Genomic DNA, 13,780 nt, shown 5'->3' on the forward strand with positions numbered 1-13,780 from the left:
GCAACTGACATGCTGCCGGGGATTTTTTTATCATTCTGCGTACATACGCATGCAGCGTAGGCATTCAAAATAGTCCTGTGCATCAAGACGCGTATTGGCTCTGTTAGCTTCGGATTTGGCAGCATAGATTTGTGGGCGTAGTGCTTTCATATCCTGCTCAAGCCGGGCGATTTTGGCATTTAATGTTTGTACATTGCTCGCCAGTTGATTGACCTTTTGCTCATTGACGCAGCCACTGAGCAAGCAGGTTGCCAGAACAACAGCTCCCACGGTGAAAATCGTTTTCATATAGTGTTCCCTTTTATTTATTGTTCCGGCTAATTGTTATTTAATTCAGCTCATTGCTTTAATCTGGCGGCGGTTTTTGCCTCAATCTACTTAAGTAGGCTGCCGCTGTTCGGGCGGATAAAATCAGCGATTTCCCACTTACCTGCGCGCCGTTGTAAAACCAGTTCTTGCTCTTCGTTGTTGCCATTGGTCAGCGTAAAACGAATATGAATGCGGGCGGAATCGGCGGTTTTCTCCAGGACTCGAATTTCATCAACGCGTGAAAATAGCGACTCTTCGCCAAAACAGATCGGATTGTCGTAAATAAATTGCCGTTCTATTTGCATATCTTCATCGGGATTGTTGGCCGCTTTGAAGGTGGTTTTATAGAAGGCATTGACCGCCTGGCGGTAAGAGTCGGAAACCACCCACGTCCACGGCCAGCTATAATCGGCAATATGTTCAAAGAGTTCGGCAACAAAGGCTTCCGGCTGTTCTTTTTGCAACGAAGCTAAAGCGGCCAGCGTTTTTTCATTCTCGCTATTAACTGCTTGTAAGACGCTGCCATGATTGCTGACAATATCGTCAATGACCCAACGACCATTTTCCGCCACCATTTTCAGTGTCTGCGTGGTCTTTTCTTTATCATCTTTAAAGATACGAAAGCGCACAACGGCATCGGCATGATCGGCGTCAGTTTCGGTTATCGCTACGTTTTCTAGCACCAGATCGCCAAAATCCTGACAATCACAAACCGGATCATAATCCAGCCAGCCAATATTGCCCGGCAGCGTAAGATTGTCGTTCAGGGTAAGCGCCTGTTGAATACGCGCAGAAGTTATCGCCCGCTCTCCGGTTTCACCAAAATAAGGGGCAGTGGCATCTGATTTATAGTTCTGATAAATATGCCGGACTGTTTGTTCTACGGTCTGTGAGGGGGGCTGTGCGTGCACGGTAAAACTTGCCAGGGCTGCTAAAAACAGAAGTATTATTTTCATCTGTTTTTCACCTCTCCGTTGCGTTTATCCCGGATATAGATGAGTTGTTCTTTTAAGAGCTTCCGGCTCTGCATGATGATGTCCTTATATTTGGCATTCCTGAACAAGGAAGAGTAACAACGGGCGGGACGCGAGGGGAATAAATGATTTCTGAAAAGTCCGGTAGCGGAACATTACCGCCACCGGGAGAATTTGCACGTTAGCCGCCGAACTGGTCAGGATCGGGACCGAGACGCTTGCCCTGATCGAGTTTTGCAATTTCGCCGAGTTCGTCTTTGTCGAGACGGAAATCCCAGACATCAAAGTTTTCGGCAATACGTGAAGGTGTGACCGATTTCGGGATCACCACCAGGCCGCTATCCAGATGCCAGCGGATAACAATCTGCGCCGGGGTTTTGCCGTATTTATCTGCCAGATCGCGAATGACTTTCTGATCGAAAACGCCTTTCCCTCCTTGCGCTAATGGGCTCCAGGATTCGGTCTGGATTTTGTGTGTCGCGTTCCAGGCGTGTAGCTGGCGTTGTTGCATCAGCGGATGAAGTTCGATCTGGTTTATCACAGGCGTCACGCCAGTTTCATCAATCAGGCGTTGCAGGTGATGGATCTGGAAGTTGCACACGCCGATGCTTTTGATTAATCCCTCTTTTTGCAATTCGATCATGCCTTTCCATGCTTCGACATAATGGTCGATAGCGGGAACGGGCCAGTGCATTAAGTAGAGGTCGATATAATCAAGCTGGAGTTTTTTCAGGCTGTCGAGCAGGGCTTCGCGGGGGCGCTTGTGGTCGTCGTTCCACAGCTTAGTGGTGATGAACAGTTCTTCTCTGTTGACTGAGGCATTTTTCAGGGCTTTGCCGACACCTTCTTCGTTCTTATAGGCCGCGGCGGTATCAATCGAGCGATAACCCACTTCTAACGCTTTTTGAATGGCGGTGATTACTTCCTCATTACTTGCTTGCCAGACGCCCAGTCCCAACTGGGGCATGACATTGCCATCCTGTAGCTTAATAACGGTTGGATTAGCCATACGTTCCTCCTTTATATGAACTCACCGGAGCAGGCTCCGGTGAGGTGTTGTGAACTTAAGTCTGGACGAAATGCCCGAAAACGAAAGTTTGAGGCGTAAAAAGCTTAGCGGGCGGCTTCGTATATACGGCGGCTGACATCCAGCGTAATGTCATGATTTTCGCCCAGTTGGGTCATGCCGTGCTCTTCCAGTTTTTTCAGCAAAGCCGGGATGGAGCTGCCGTCCAGACCGTAGTCGGAGAGGTGGGTAGGCACGCCTAATTGCTCAAAGAAATTGCGGGTTGCGGCAATCGCGGCGTCAATACGCTCATCGTCGGAACCTTCAGTGATGTTCCAGACGCGTTCAGCATATTGCAGCAGCTTAGCGCGCTTGGTATCGCGTTTTTCATTCCACAGTGCAGGCAGGACGATAGCCAGTGTTTGCGCGTGATCCAGACCGTGCATCGCAGTCAGTTCGTGGCCCAGCATATGCGTTGCCCAGTCCTGCGGTACGCCAGCGCCAATCAAACCGTTCAGCGCCTGAGTCGCCGCCCACATGACGTTGGCGCGCACATCGTAGTTTTCTGGCTCTTTCAGGGCTTTCGGACCATCTTCGATCAGCGTCAGCAAAATGCCTTCTGCGAAACGGTCCTGAATTTTGGCATCAACCGGTTTGGTAACATACTGTTCCACGGTGTGTACAAAGGCGTCCACTACGCCGTTAGCCACCTGACGCGGCGGCAGGGTGTAGGTATAAACCGGATCGAGCACGGCAAATACGGGCTGAACATGAGCAGAATGGAACGCCTGCTTATCGCCTGTGGTTTTACGGGAGATCACCGCACCGGCGTTGGATTCTGAACCGGTTGCTGGCAGCGTCAGCACACAGCCCATCGGGATGGCGCTTTTAATCTCTTTACCACCCGTTTGCAGAATGTGCCACGGATCGATATTTTCCGGATAGTTAGCCGCTGCGGCGATAAATTTGGTGCCGTCCAGTACAGAACCGCCGCCAACCGCCAGCAGGAAAGTCACTTTCTGTTCGCGAACCAGTTTCACGGCGTTCATCAGCGTTTCATAAGCCGGGTTTGGCTCAATACCGCCAAATTCCAGCACGTCCATGCCTTTCAGGGCATCCAGAACTTGATCGAGAACGCCGGTTTTTTTCACGCTGCCGCCACCGTAGGTAATCAATACGCGAGCATCGTGAGGAATTTGTTCGCGTAAACCAGCGATTGCGCCTTTACCAAACAGAATGCGGGTTGGGGTGTGCAGATTAAAGTTGTTCATTACTTGCTCCCTTTGCTGGGCCAATATGAGGGCAGAGAACGATCTGCCTGATGTTTTTCATTGTGATCGCCAGCGCCCTGGCTCTCAATGCTCATTTCTGCCAATGTCTTGCCTATTTCTCCAGAGTGCTGGAGAAATGCTACAAAATTGCGCACAATCAAATTGCCGCATTATTCCTAAGAAATTACGCGATATGAAACGTGAAGAGATTTGCCGCTTGCTGGCGGATAAAGTTAATAAACTGAAAAATAAAGAAAATAGTTTGTCAGAACTGTTGCCCGATGTGCGTTTGTTGTATGGCGAGACGCCTTTCGCACGTACACCGGTGATGTACGAGCCTGGCATCATAATTCTCTTTTCCGGACATAAAATCGGTTATATCAATGAACGCGTGTTTCGTTATGATGCCAATGAATACCTGCTGCTGACGGTGCCGTTGCCGTTTGAGTGCGAAACCTATGCCACGTCAGAGGTGCCGCTGGCAGGGTTGCGTCTCAATGTCGATATTTTGCAGTTACAGGAACTGTTGATGGACATTGGCGAAGATGAGCATTTCCAGCCGTCGATGGCAGCCAGCGGGATTAACTCCGCCACGTTATCAGAAGAGATTTTATGCGCGGCGGAGCGGTTACTCGACGTGATGGAGCGACCACTGGATGCGCGTATTCTCGGCAAACAGATCATCCGCGAAATTCTGTACTACGTGCTGACCGGACCTTGCGGCGGCGCGTTACTGGCGCTGGTCAGTCGCCAGACTCACTTCAGTCTGATTAGCCGCGTACTGAAACGGATTGAGAATAAATACACCGAAAACCTGAGCGTCGAGCAACTGGCGGCAGAAGCCAATATGAGCGTATCGGCGTTCCACCATAATTTTAAGTCTGTCACCAGCACCTCGCCGTTGCAGTATTTGAAGAATTACCGTCTGCATAAGGCGCGGATGATGATCATCCATGACGGCATGAAGGCCAGCGCAGCAGCGATGCGCGTCGGCTATGAAAGCGCATCGCAATTTAGCCGTGAGTTTAAACGTTACTTCGGTGTGACGCCGGGGGAAGATGCGGCAAGAATGCGGGCGATGCAGGGGAATTAAATACGTTCCCGGTACAGCAACCGGGAACAGGGAAAATCGTCAGGCGTTACAGTATTTTTTTTTAATCACCACAAACAGCGTGCCTAACAAGCCAGCGGTTAACAAGGCAATTGGCAGGATCATCAGGAACGTCATTACCTGATCTTCATGGCGTTTAACGAACGGAATCATACTTAAGGCATAGCCGAAACTGGTTACCACGCTGACCCACAGCAATCCGCTTAACCAGTTGAAAAACTGGAAACGGCGGTTTGGCAGACCGGAAATTCCCGCCATGGTTGGCAGCAGCGTACGGACAAATGCAAGAAAACGTCCAGCCAGCAGCGCCAGCAGACCGTGGCGGTCAAACATGCAGGTGGCGCGCTGATGATATTTAGCAGGAAGCTGTGCCAGCCAGCCTTTCACCGTTTTGGTATTCCCTAACCAGCGCCCCTGAATATAACTTAGCCAGCAGCCCAGACTTGCTGCGGCGGTCAGAATCGCAATCGTAGGCAGAAAATCCATAACCCCCTGGGCAATCAATGCGCCAGCCAATATCAACAAGCTGTCGCCTGGCAAAAATGAGGCGGGCAGCAGGCCGTTTTCTAAAAACAGCGTGGCAAACATGACAAAGTAAACAACGCTAACAATATGAGGATCCGCCAGCGCGGCAAAGTCGTGTTGCCAGAGCGCAGCGATGATATCTTGAATAACAGCCATGGACTTTCCTGTGGAACAGCGTTTAAGCCTTTATCTGCCTATTATTGTACTCCTGAATCGTCCGGGACGCCTTGATCCCGGACGCAACAATTTAAGACTTTTCACAATAAAATGTCTGCAAAATTGTCCAAAAGTGGCAATGTTATACAATCCGCGCAAAACCGGCGTCCAGATCGGCAATCAGATCGTCGACATCTTCCAGACCAATATGCAGGCGAATCAAGGTCCCGCTAAAATCGATCTCGCCTTGTGGGCGAATGGCGGCGATATGTTCTGGTTGATTTGCCAGGATCAACGATTCATACCCGCCCCACGAGTAGGCCATGCTGAATAAACTGAAGTTATCCAGATAGTTCGCCAGCTCTTCATCATTGAGTTTTTTCTTAAGCACAAAGGAAAATAGCCCGCTGCTGCCTGTAAAGTCTCGTTTCCAGAATTCGTGTCCTTTACTGCCTGGCAGGGCAGGGTGGTTAACTCGCGCAACTTGCGGATGTTCTGCCAGCCATTCGGCCACTTTCAGACTGCTTTCATGATGTTGACGCAAACGCACACCTAATGTGCGCAGGCCACGGCTGGTTATATAGGCGGTATCAGCATCGACCATTTGGCCCATCAGATAGGCATTTTCCCGTAGCTGCTCCCAGCAACGGGCATTGCACACGGCAGTGCCAATCATCGCATCTGAATGCCCAACCAGATATTTGGTGGCGGCCTGAATAGAAACATCGATGCCAAAATCCAGCGCCTTAAACAGCACACCGGCTGCCCAGGTGTTGTCGATCATAATGATGGCATCCGGCACCACACTGCGTACGGCGGCAACAATCGCCGGAACGTCGTGGACTTCCATGGTGATGGAGCCTAGCGATTCCAGAAACACGATTTTAGTGTTTGGCTGCAGATGCTTAACGATATCGGCACCAATCAGCGGATCAAACCACGATGTCGTTACGCCCAGTTTGCTGAGGATTTTGCTACAGAAATCCTGACTCGGTTCATAGGCGGTGTTGGTCATCAACACATGATCGCCCTGTTCGACAAAAGCAAGAATCGAATTAGCAACCGCTGCCGCCCCGCAGGGAAATAGCGCGCAGCCTGCGCCACCTTCCAGTTCACACATCGCTTGTTGTAAGGAAAAATGGGTTAACGTTCCGCGCCGTCCATAGAACAACTCGCCATTGGCGCGATTGCGCGTCGCGTGCTTTTTGGCTTCCATACTCTCAAATACCAGCGAAGAAGCGCGCTGAATCACGCTATTTACCGCGCCGAGAGTGTATTTTTTGCTGCGTCCTGCATTCACCAGTTGAGTATCAAGCTTTTTGTCCGCCATGTCGGGATTCCTGTTTTTATACGTCTGGATGTCTAAACTAGCATGAATATTCGCGGGCGCATCCTGAAGAATTGGCATAAAGCAGAAAATTTTCGCAAATGGCGTGCTGGTGACTTTTTTACTGCGTAAACGCAAGGAAAAGAAAGCAAAGGTACGGCAGTATGCAAATAGTAATGAGAACGACTATCAATTCGACGTCGTTTTGATATTATTATGCGCAGATTTTGTGACTTGCGTCCTGGAGATACACAGTGGGTAATAATTTAATGCAGACGGACCTTTCCGTCTGGGGTATGTATCAGCACGCCGATATTGTCGTTAAGTGTGTGATGATTGGGCTTATTTTGGCCTCCGTAGTCACCTGGGCAATCTTCTTCAGTAAGAGCGTAGAGTTCTTCAATCAGAAGCGTCGCCTTAAGCGCGAGCAGCAACTGCTGGCTGAAGCGCGTTCCTTAAACCAGGCCAACGATATCGCCGCTGATTTTGGTAGCAAAAGCTTAAGCCTGCATTTGCTCAATGAAGCGCAGAATGAGCTGGAACTGTCAGAAGGCAGCGACGATAACGAAGGTATTAAAGAACGTACCAGCTTCCGTCTGGAGCGTCGGGTCGCCGCAGTAGGTCGTCAAATGGGCCGCGGTAACGGCTATCTGGCAACCATCGGCGCGATTTCGCCGTTCGTTGGGCTGTTTGGTACGGTCTGGGGCATCATGAACAGCTTTATTGGTATCGCGCAAACGCAGACTACTAACCTGGCAGTCGTTGCGCCGGGTATCGCAGAAGCTCTGTTAGCAACGGCAATCGGTCTGGTGGCAGCGATTCCGGCGGTCGTTATCTATAACGTATTCGCGCGTCAGATTGGCGGCTTTAAAGCGATGCTGGGTGATGTTGCAGCGCAGGTATTATTGCTGCAAAGCCGTGACCTGGATCTGGAAGCCAGCGCCGCTGCGCATCCGGTTCGTGTCGCACAAAAATTACGCGCAGGATAATGTCCGATGGCAATGCATCTTAACGAAAACCTCGATGATAACGGCGAAATGCATGATATCAACGTGACGCCGTTTATCGACGTGATGTTGGTTCTGCTGATTATCTTTATGGTGGCGGCACCGTTAGCGACGGTAGATGTGAAGGTTAACTTGCCTGCTTCTACCAGCACGCCGCAGCCGCGCCCGGAAAAACCGGTTTATCTGTCGGTGAAGGCAGACAACTCGATGTTTATCGGTAACGATCCGGTCACCGATGAAACAATGATTACGGCGTTGAATGCGTTAACCGAAGGTAAGAAAGACACCACCATCTTCTTCCGAGCGGACAAAACCGTCGATTACGAGACGTTGATGAAGGTAATGGATACGCTGCATCAGGCGGGTTACCTGAAGATAGGTCTGGTTGGCGAAGAAACTGCCAAAGCGAAGTAAAGTAGAATTGCCTGATGCGCTACGCTCATCAGGCCTACAAAATCTATTGCAACATGTTGAATCTTCGTGCGTTTGTAGGCCGGATAAGGCGTTCACGCCGCATCCGGCATTAGGTGCTCAATGCCTGATGCGCTACGCTTATCAGGCCTACAAAATCTATTGCAACATGTTGAATCTTCATGCGTTTGTAGGTGGATAAGGCGTTTTCGCCACATCAGGTAAGAGTGAATTCACAATGATGCCCGGTTGCTTTTCACAACCGGGTATTTTTTTAACCTAAATGCTCGCCGCCGCACACGCCGTGCACTTCTGCGGTGACGTAGCTCGACTCCTGACTTGCCAGATAAACATATACAGGGGCCAGTTCCGCCGGTTGCCCCGCACGCTTCATCGGCGTTTTCTGACCAAACTGCGGGATCTTATCCTGCGTTTGTCCGCCGGAAATTTGCAGTGCTGTCCAGATCGGGCCTGGCGCGACAATATTCACCCGAATACCTTTCTCTGCGACCTGTTTTGCCAGGCCACGGCTGTAGTTCAGAATTGCCGCCTTCGTAGCCGCATAGTCCAGTAAATGCGGGCTTGGCTGGTATGCCTGGATTGACGAAGTGGTGATAATACTTGCACCTTTCGGTAGCAGGGGGATCGCTTCCTGGGTTAGCCAGAACAGCGCGAAAACGTTAATGGCAAAGGTCTTTTGAAACTGTTCGCTGGTGAGGTCTGCAATATCAGGAATGGCAACCTGTTTCCCGGCGACCAGCGCCATAATATCCAGCCCACCTAAGGCCTTATGCGCTTCGTGAACCAGCGAACGGGCAAATTTCTCATCGCTTAAATCGCCTGGCAGCAGAACGGCTTTGCGTCCGCATTCTTCAATGATCTTTTTCACATCCTGAGCGTCTTCTTCTTCCACGGGAAGATAACTGATCGCCACGTCAGCCCCTTCACGCGCGTAAGCGATGGCGGCAGCGCGACCGATTCCGGAATCGCCCCCTGTCACCAGGGCTTTACGATCTTTCAGGCGACCGCTACCAACATAGGTTTTCTCGCCGCAATCCGGTACCGGTGTCATCTTCGCCTGGATGCCTGGCGTCGGTTGTTTCTGTTTGGGATATTCACCAGTGTAATACTGCGTGGTCGGGTCTTTTAAATGAGACATCGTTTTTCTCCCTTCAGGTTCAACGTCCTTTAAGGGTAGACGCTCTCGATGCGTTGATAAGGGAACCAGGAAGATCCCTAACCCTCAGAATTATGCGACAAAGGTTTAACGGATATGTTGATTTGCTGTTGCGCGCTGTTTACTCAATTGCGATATACTGTTGCCCGTTTTAACTACACGACAGGAATGTATGGAACGTTTTCTTGAAAATGCAATGTATGCTTCTCGCTGGCTGCTTGCCCCCGTGTACTTTGGCCTTTCGCTGGCGTTAGTTGCCCTGGCGCTGAAGTTCTTCCAGGAGATTATTCACGTACTGCCGAATATCTTCTCGATGGCGGAATCAGATTTGATCCTCGTGTTGCTGTCGCTGGTGGATATGACACTGGTTGGCGGTTTGCTGGTGATGGTGATGTTTTCCGGTTATGAGAATTTCGTCTCACAACTGGATATCTCCGAGAACAAAGAGAAGCTGAACTGGCTGGGGAAAATGGATGCAACGTCGCTGAAAAATAAAGTAGCAGCGTCGATTGTGGCAATTTCTTCCATTCACTTACTGCGCGTCTTTATGGATGCGAAAAATGTCCCTGATAACAAACTGATGTGGTACGTCATTATCCATCTGACGTTTGTGCTCTCTGCATTTGTGATGGGCTATCTTGACCGACTGACTCGTCATAATCACTGATCTGATTCGGGCGCGGTTCTCGCGCCCGTTATTAACAGGTCATTTATCGGAAGACGCCTGCCACAGATTCAGCTCGCCATCGGCGATATGCTGATCAATCTGCGCCAGTTCCTCGGTGCTAAATGTCAGATTATTCAGCGCCTGCACGTTCTCCTCAAGTTGCTCCGCGCGGCTGGCACCAATCAATACCGACGTCACGCGATCATCTTTCAGCAACCAGCTTAACGCCATTTGCGCCATTGATTGTCCACGCTGCTGTGCCATTTCATTCAATAAGCGCAGGCTGTTGAGGTTGGCTTCGGTGAGCATTTTCGGCGTCAGGCCACGAACTTTATTCCCTTCACGATGCATCCGTGAATCTTCAGGAATGCCGTTGAGATATTTTCCGGTCAGCAATCCCTGAGCCAGAGGAGTAAAGGCAATGCAGCCCACGCCGTTATTTTGCAGGGTATCCAGCAGGCCGCTTTTATCCACCCAGCGGTTTAGTAAATTGTACGAAGGTTGATGAATTAACAGCGGAATTTTCCACTCGTGCAGCAACTCGACCATTTTTTGCGTCCGCTCTGGCGAGTAAGAGGAGATCCCGACATACAGCGCCTTACCGCTTTGTACCGCATGAGCCAGCGCAGAGGCGGTTTCTTCCATCGGCGTATTTTCATCGACGCGATGAGAGTAAAAGATATCGACATACTCAAGCCCCATACGCTTCAGGCTTTGGTCGAGGCTGGCGAGCAGGTATTTACGTGAACCGCCAGAGCCGTAAGGGCCGGGCCACATATCGTAGCCAGCCTTGGTAGAGATAATCAGTTCATCGCGATAAGCGGCAAAATCCTCCCGCAGCAGGCGACCAAAGTTCTCTTCTGCGCTTCCTGGAGGCGGCCCGTAATTGTTGGCTAAATCAAAGTGCGTAATGCCTAAATCAAACGCTTTACGCAGGATCGCACGCTGTGATTCCAGCGCGTTAACGTGACCGAAATTGTGCCATAAACCGAGCGATAACGCGGGCAGGCGTAAACCGCTTTTTCCGCAATAACGGTACTGCATCTGCCCGTAACGCTCGGGATTCGCTAACCAGACCATGACCTCTCCTTTCCACCGTTCAATTTCGAAACAATGTTTCTAGTTTAGCGATTCGCCAGCGCGTATCCCGTAGTCTGGCTCACAGAGTGACGAAAAACTGGGCAAAAACACGTGCTTATGCTTTGCTTAAAAAAACACCAACTGAGGAGTGCAACGATGCCGCGTTTAACCGCCAAAGATTTCCCACAAGAGTTGCTGGATTACTACGACTATTATGCTCACGGGAAAATCTCGAAACGTGAGTTTCTCAACCTTGCGGCGAAGTATGCGGTAGGCGGGATGACGGCATTAGCGTTGTTTGATTTGCTCAAGCCAAATTATGCGCTGGCGACTCAGGTAGAGTTTACCGACCCGGAGATTTTTGCTGAGTACATCACGTATCCTTCGCCAAATGGTCACGGCGAGGTACGGGGTTATCTGGTTAAACCCGCAAAAATGAGCGGCAAAACGCCAGCCGTGGTGGTGGTGCATGAGAATCGTGGACTGAATCCGTATATCGAAGATGTGGCACGGCGAGTGGCGAAGGCGGGGTATATCGCCCTGGCACCTGACGGCTTAAGTTCCGTTGGAGGTTATCCGGGAAATGATGATAAAGGTCGTGAGCTGCAACAGCAGGTTGATCCAACCAAACTGATGAATGATTTCTTTGCCGCAATTGAGTTTATGCAACGCTATCCGCAAGCGACAGGCAAAGTGGGTATTACCGGATTTTGCTATGGCGGTGGCGTATCGAACGCGGCAGCGGTCGCTTACCCGGAACTGGCCTGCGCAGTGCCGTTTTATGGTCGTCAGGCACCCACTGCCGATGTGGCGAAGATTGAAGCGCCTTTACTACTCCACTTCGCGGAACTGGACACCCGAATCAACGAGGGCTGGCCTGCTTACGAGGCGGCGTTGAAAGCCAATAATAAGTTTTATGAGGCGTATATCTATCCGGGGGTTAATCACGGATTCCATAATGATTCCACGCCCCGTTATGACAAATCTGCCGCCGATCTTGCCTGGCAAAGGACACTGAAATGGTTCGATAAATATCTCTCCTGATAGGTTTATCTCTTACGGGATTACGTCTTAAACAAGCATGAAAAAATAGCGTGCGCAAAAGTCGTTCTTTGCCTAAAATATCGCTATATATGACGATATATAGCGAATGAGGTGAACGATGAATAACCATTTTGGTAAAGGCTTAATGGCGGGATTAAAAGCAACGCATGCCGACAGTGCGGTTAATGTGACAAAATTCTGTGCCGATTATAAACGCGGTTTTGTATTAGGCTACTCACACCGGATGTACGAAAAGACCGGAGATCGCCAGCTTAGCGCCTGGGAAGCGGGTATTCTGACGCGCCGCTATGGACTGGATAAAGAGATGGTAATGGATTTCTTTCGTGAGAATAATTCCTGTTCTACGTTGCGCTTTTTTATGGCCGGTTATCGCCTCGAAAATTGATCAAACATACGTATTATCTTGCTTTAATTAATTACACTAATGCTTCTTCCCTTCGTTTTAGCGCCCCGCCGCAGTATCATGATATCGATAACCATAATAAATGTGTGGTAAATGGCGCATCGATCGCATTATTGATTTTGCGATTGAGGCAAAATATATGCCAGGTCTTCGCAACGGAATAACTATAAATGACTGGAGATAACACCCTCATCCATTCTCACGGCATTAACCGTCGTGATTTCATGAAGCTTTGTGCAGCATTAGCCGCCACCATGGGGTTAAGTAGCAAAGCCGCTGCAGAGATGGCCGAATCGGTTACTAACCCGCAGCGTCCGCCAGTTATCTGGATTGGCGCGCAGGAGTGCACCGGTTGTACGGAATCTCTGCTTCGTGCAACGCATCCAACGGTAGAAAACCTCGTACTGGAGACTATCTCTCTGGAGTATCACGAAGTGCTTTCCGCCGCCTTCGGTCATCAGGTCGAAGAGAACAAACATAACGCTCTCGAGAAGTACAAAGGGCAGTATGTGTTAGTGGTGGATGGTTCCATCCCATTAAAAGATAACGGTATTTATTGCATGGTTGCCGGTGAGCCGATTGTGGATCACATCCGCAAAGCGGCGGAAGGCGCAGCAGCCATTATCGCTATCGGTTCCTGCTCTGCGTGGGGCGGTGTTGCCGCAGCTGGAGTTAACCCAACTGGCGCAGTCAGCCTGCAAGAAGTTCTGCCAGGCAAAACCGTTATCAATATTCCGGGCTGCCCGCCGAACCCGCACAACTTCCTCGCGACCGTTGCGCACATCATCACTTACGGCAAACCGCCGAAACTGGATGACAAAAACCGTCCGACCTTCGCCTATGGCCGTCTGATTCACGAACACTGCGAACGTCGCCCGCACTTCGATGCTGGTCGTTTTGCCAAAGAGTTCGGTGATGAAGGCCACCGCGAAGGCTGGTGCCTGTACCACCTCGGCTGTAAAGGGCCAGAAACTTACGGCAACTGCTCAACGCTGCAATTCTGCGATGTTGGCGGTGTGTGGCCGGTGGCGATTGGTCACCCGTGCTATGGCTGTAACGAAGAAGGTATCGGCTTCCATAAAGGCATCCATCAGCTTGCCAACGTCGAAAATCAGACTCCGCGTTCACAGAAACCGGATGTTAACGCTAAAGAGGGCGGCAACGTCTCTGCAGGCGCTATTGGTTTGCTCGGCGGTGTGGTTGGGTTGGTTGCCGGTGTCAGCGTGATGGCGGTGCGTGAACTGGGTCGTCAGCAAAAGAAAGATAACGCTGACTCACGGGGAGAATAACC

15 protein-coding genes are annotated in these 13,780 nt (G+C 50.4%); 7 read left to right on the forward strand and 8 right to left on the reverse strand.

What is annotated here, in order from left to right; translation table 11 throughout:
- Positions 1 to 30 precede the first annotated feature (30 nt).
- From yqhH to yqhD, 4 genes are all read right to left on the reverse strand, one after another.
- Positions 31 to 288, reverse strand: a complete 258-nt coding sequence (gene yqhH / locus OQV04_RS01195; RefSeq protein WP_032281604.1) for a lipoprotein YqhH — start codon at positions 286 to 288, stop codon at positions 31 to 33.
- Positions 289 to 374: 86 nt separating this feature from the next.
- The gene (locus tag OQV04_RS01200) at positions 375 to 1,265 is read right to left on the reverse strand and encodes a YbjP/YqhG family protein (protein ID WP_332641588.1); all 891 of its coding nucleotides are present in this window, start codon (positions 1,263 to 1,265) and stop codon (positions 375 to 377) included.
- A 199-nt stretch (positions 1,266 to 1,464) separates the two neighbouring features.
- Positions 1,465 to 2,292: a 2,5-didehydrogluconate reductase DkgA gene (gene dkgA, locus OQV04_RS01205; protein ID WP_000013149.1), complete on the reverse strand. Its 828-nt coding sequence runs from the start codon at positions 2,290 to 2,292 to the stop codon at positions 1,465 to 1,467.
- Between the two features lie 104 nt (positions 2,293 to 2,396).
- Entirely contained in the window at positions 2,397 to 3,560 is a 1,164-nt protein-coding gene (gene yqhD, locus OQV04_RS01210; RefSeq protein ID WP_001058802.1) for an alcohol dehydrogenase, read from the reverse strand.
- A 193-nt stretch (positions 3,561 to 3,753) separates the two neighbouring features.
- On the opposite strand from yqhD, the gene yqhC reads away from it, so the two are divergent.
- Complete coding sequence (gene yqhC / locus OQV04_RS01215; protein WP_001298382.1) at positions 3,754 to 4,653, forward strand: DNA-binding transcriptional regulator YqhC; 900 nt, start codon at positions 3,754 to 3,756, stop codon at positions 4,651 to 4,653.
- 39 nt (positions 4,654 to 4,692) lie between these two features.
- Here the strand turns inward: yqhC and yghB are convergent, their stop codons facing one another.
- Together yghB and metC are read right to left on the reverse strand one after the other, a co-directional pair.
- On the reverse strand, positions 4,693 to 5,352 hold the full coding sequence (yghB, locus tag OQV04_RS01220; protein WP_000268419.1) for a DedA family general envelope maintenance protein YghB: 660 nt from the start codon (positions 5,350 to 5,352) through the stop codon (positions 4,693 to 4,695).
- Between the two features lie 142 nt (positions 5,353 to 5,494).
- Positions 5,495 to 6,682, reverse strand: coding sequence for a cystathionine beta-lyase (metC, locus tag OQV04_RS01225; protein ID WP_032281602.1), 1,188 nt, complete (start codon positions 6,680 to 6,682; stop codon positions 5,495 to 5,497).
- 251 nt (positions 6,683 to 6,933) lie between these two features.
- On the opposite strand from metC, the gene exbB reads away from it, so the two are divergent.
- Positions 6,934 to 7,668: a tol-pal system-associated acyl-CoA thioesterase gene (gene exbB, locus OQV04_RS01230; RefSeq protein WP_000527844.1), complete on the forward strand. Its 735-nt coding sequence runs from the start codon at positions 6,934 to 6,936 to the stop codon at positions 7,666 to 7,668.
- A gap of 6 nt (positions 7,669 to 7,674) precedes the next feature.
- Complete coding sequence (exbD, locus tag OQV04_RS01235) at positions 7,675 to 8,100, forward strand: TonB system transport protein ExbD (RefSeq protein WP_001240712.1); 426 nt, start codon at positions 7,675 to 7,677, stop codon at positions 8,098 to 8,100.
- A 271-nt stretch (positions 8,101 to 8,371) separates the two neighbouring features.
- Here exbD and yghA read toward each other — a convergent pair whose 3' ends face one another.
- Positions 8,372 to 9,256, reverse strand: a complete 885-nt coding sequence (gene yghA / locus OQV04_RS01240; RefSeq protein WP_000018758.1) for an NADP(+)-dependent aldehyde reductase — start codon at positions 9,254 to 9,256, stop codon at positions 8,372 to 8,374.
- 190 nt (positions 9,257 to 9,446) lie between these two features.
- On the opposite strand from yghA, the gene OQV04_RS01245 reads away from it, so the two are divergent.
- Positions 9,447 to 9,941: a TIGR00645 family protein gene (locus OQV04_RS01245; protein WP_000439331.1), complete on the forward strand. Its 495-nt coding sequence runs from the start codon at positions 9,447 to 9,449 to the stop codon at positions 9,939 to 9,941.
- 39 nt (positions 9,942 to 9,980) lie between these two features.
- Here OQV04_RS01245 and gpr read toward each other — a convergent pair whose 3' ends face one another.
- Positions 9,981 to 11,021: an L-glyceraldehyde 3-phosphate reductase gene (gene gpr, locus OQV04_RS01250; protein WP_000262144.1), complete on the reverse strand. Its 1,041-nt coding sequence runs from the start codon at positions 11,019 to 11,021 to the stop codon at positions 9,981 to 9,983.
- Between the two features lie 156 nt (positions 11,022 to 11,177).
- On the opposite strand from gpr, the gene yghX reads away from it, so the two are divergent.
- The 3 genes from yghX to hybO all read left to right on the forward strand — a co-directional run bounded on the left by yghX (position 11,178) and on the right by hybO (position 13,778).
- Positions 11,178 to 12,065: a YghX family hydrolase gene (yghX, locus tag OQV04_RS01255; protein ID WP_032281601.1), complete on the forward strand. Its 888-nt coding sequence runs from the start codon at positions 11,178 to 11,180 to the stop codon at positions 12,063 to 12,065.
- A 118-nt stretch (positions 12,066 to 12,183) separates the two neighbouring features.
- Positions 12,184 to 12,471, forward strand: a complete 288-nt coding sequence (gene yghW, locus OQV04_RS01260; protein WP_001059136.1) for a DUF2623 family protein YghW — start codon at positions 12,184 to 12,186, stop codon at positions 12,469 to 12,471.
- Between the two features lie 188 nt (positions 12,472 to 12,659).
- The gene (hybO, locus tag OQV04_RS01265) at positions 12,660 to 13,778 is read left to right on the forward strand and encodes a hydrogenase 2 small subunit (protein WP_000145410.1); all 1,119 of its coding nucleotides are present in this window, start codon (positions 12,660 to 12,662) and stop codon (positions 13,776 to 13,778) included.
- Positions 13,779 to 13,780: the final 2 nt, after the last annotated feature.

The organism is Escherichia sp. Lx600-2 (assembly GCF_036662595.1).
In the GTDB taxonomy this organism is placed as follows: domain Bacteria; phylum Pseudomonadota; class Gammaproteobacteria; order Enterobacterales; family Enterobacteriaceae; genus Escherichia; species Escherichia coli.

Coding starts and splice junctions, on each gene's coding strand:
- yqhH (WP_032281604.1), bottom strand. CDS start 288: ATGAAAACGATTTTCACCGTGGGAGCTGTTGTTCTGGCAACCTGCTTG.
- OQV04_RS01200 (WP_332641588.1), bottom strand. CDS start 1,265: ATGAAAATAATACTTCTGTTTTTAGCAGCCCTGGCAAGTTTTACCGTG.
- dkgA (WP_000013149.1), bottom strand. CDS start 2,292: ATGGCTAATCCAACCGTTATTAAGCTACAGGATGGCAATGTCATGCCC.
- yqhD (WP_001058802.1), bottom strand. CDS start 3,560: ATGAACAACTTTAATCTGCACACCCCAACCCGCATTCTGTTTGGTAAA.
- yqhC (WP_001298382.1), top strand. CDS start 3,754: ATGAAACGTGAAGAGATTTGCCGCTTGCTGGCGGATAAAGTTAATAAA.
- yghB (WP_000268419.1), bottom strand. CDS start 5,352: ATGGCTGTTATTCAAGATATCATCGCTGCGCTCTGGCAACACGACTTT.
- metC (WP_032281602.1), bottom strand. CDS start 6,682: ATGGCGGACAAAAAGCTTGATACTCAACTGGTGAATGCAGGACGCAGC.
- exbD (WP_001240712.1), top strand. CDS start 7,675: ATGGCAATGCATCTTAACGAAAACCTCGATGATAACGGCGAAATGCAT.
- yghA (WP_000018758.1), bottom strand. CDS start 9,256: ATGTCTCATTTAAAAGACCCGACCACGCAGTATTACACTGGTGAATAT.
- OQV04_RS01245 (WP_000439331.1), top strand. CDS start 9,447: ATGGAACGTTTTCTTGAAAATGCAATGTATGCTTCTCGCTGGCTGCTT.
- gpr (WP_000262144.1), bottom strand. CDS start 11,021: ATGGTCTGGTTAGCGAATCCCGAGCGTTACGGGCAGATGCAGTACCGT.
- yghX (WP_032281601.1), top strand. CDS start 11,178: ATGCCGCGTTTAACCGCCAAAGATTTCCCACAAGAGTTGCTGGATTAC.
- yghW (WP_001059136.1), top strand. CDS start 12,184: ATGAATAACCATTTTGGTAAAGGCTTAATGGCGGGATTAAAAGCAACG.
- hybO (WP_000145410.1), top strand. CDS start 12,660: ATGACTGGAGATAACACCCTCATCCATTCTCACGGCATTAACCGTCGT.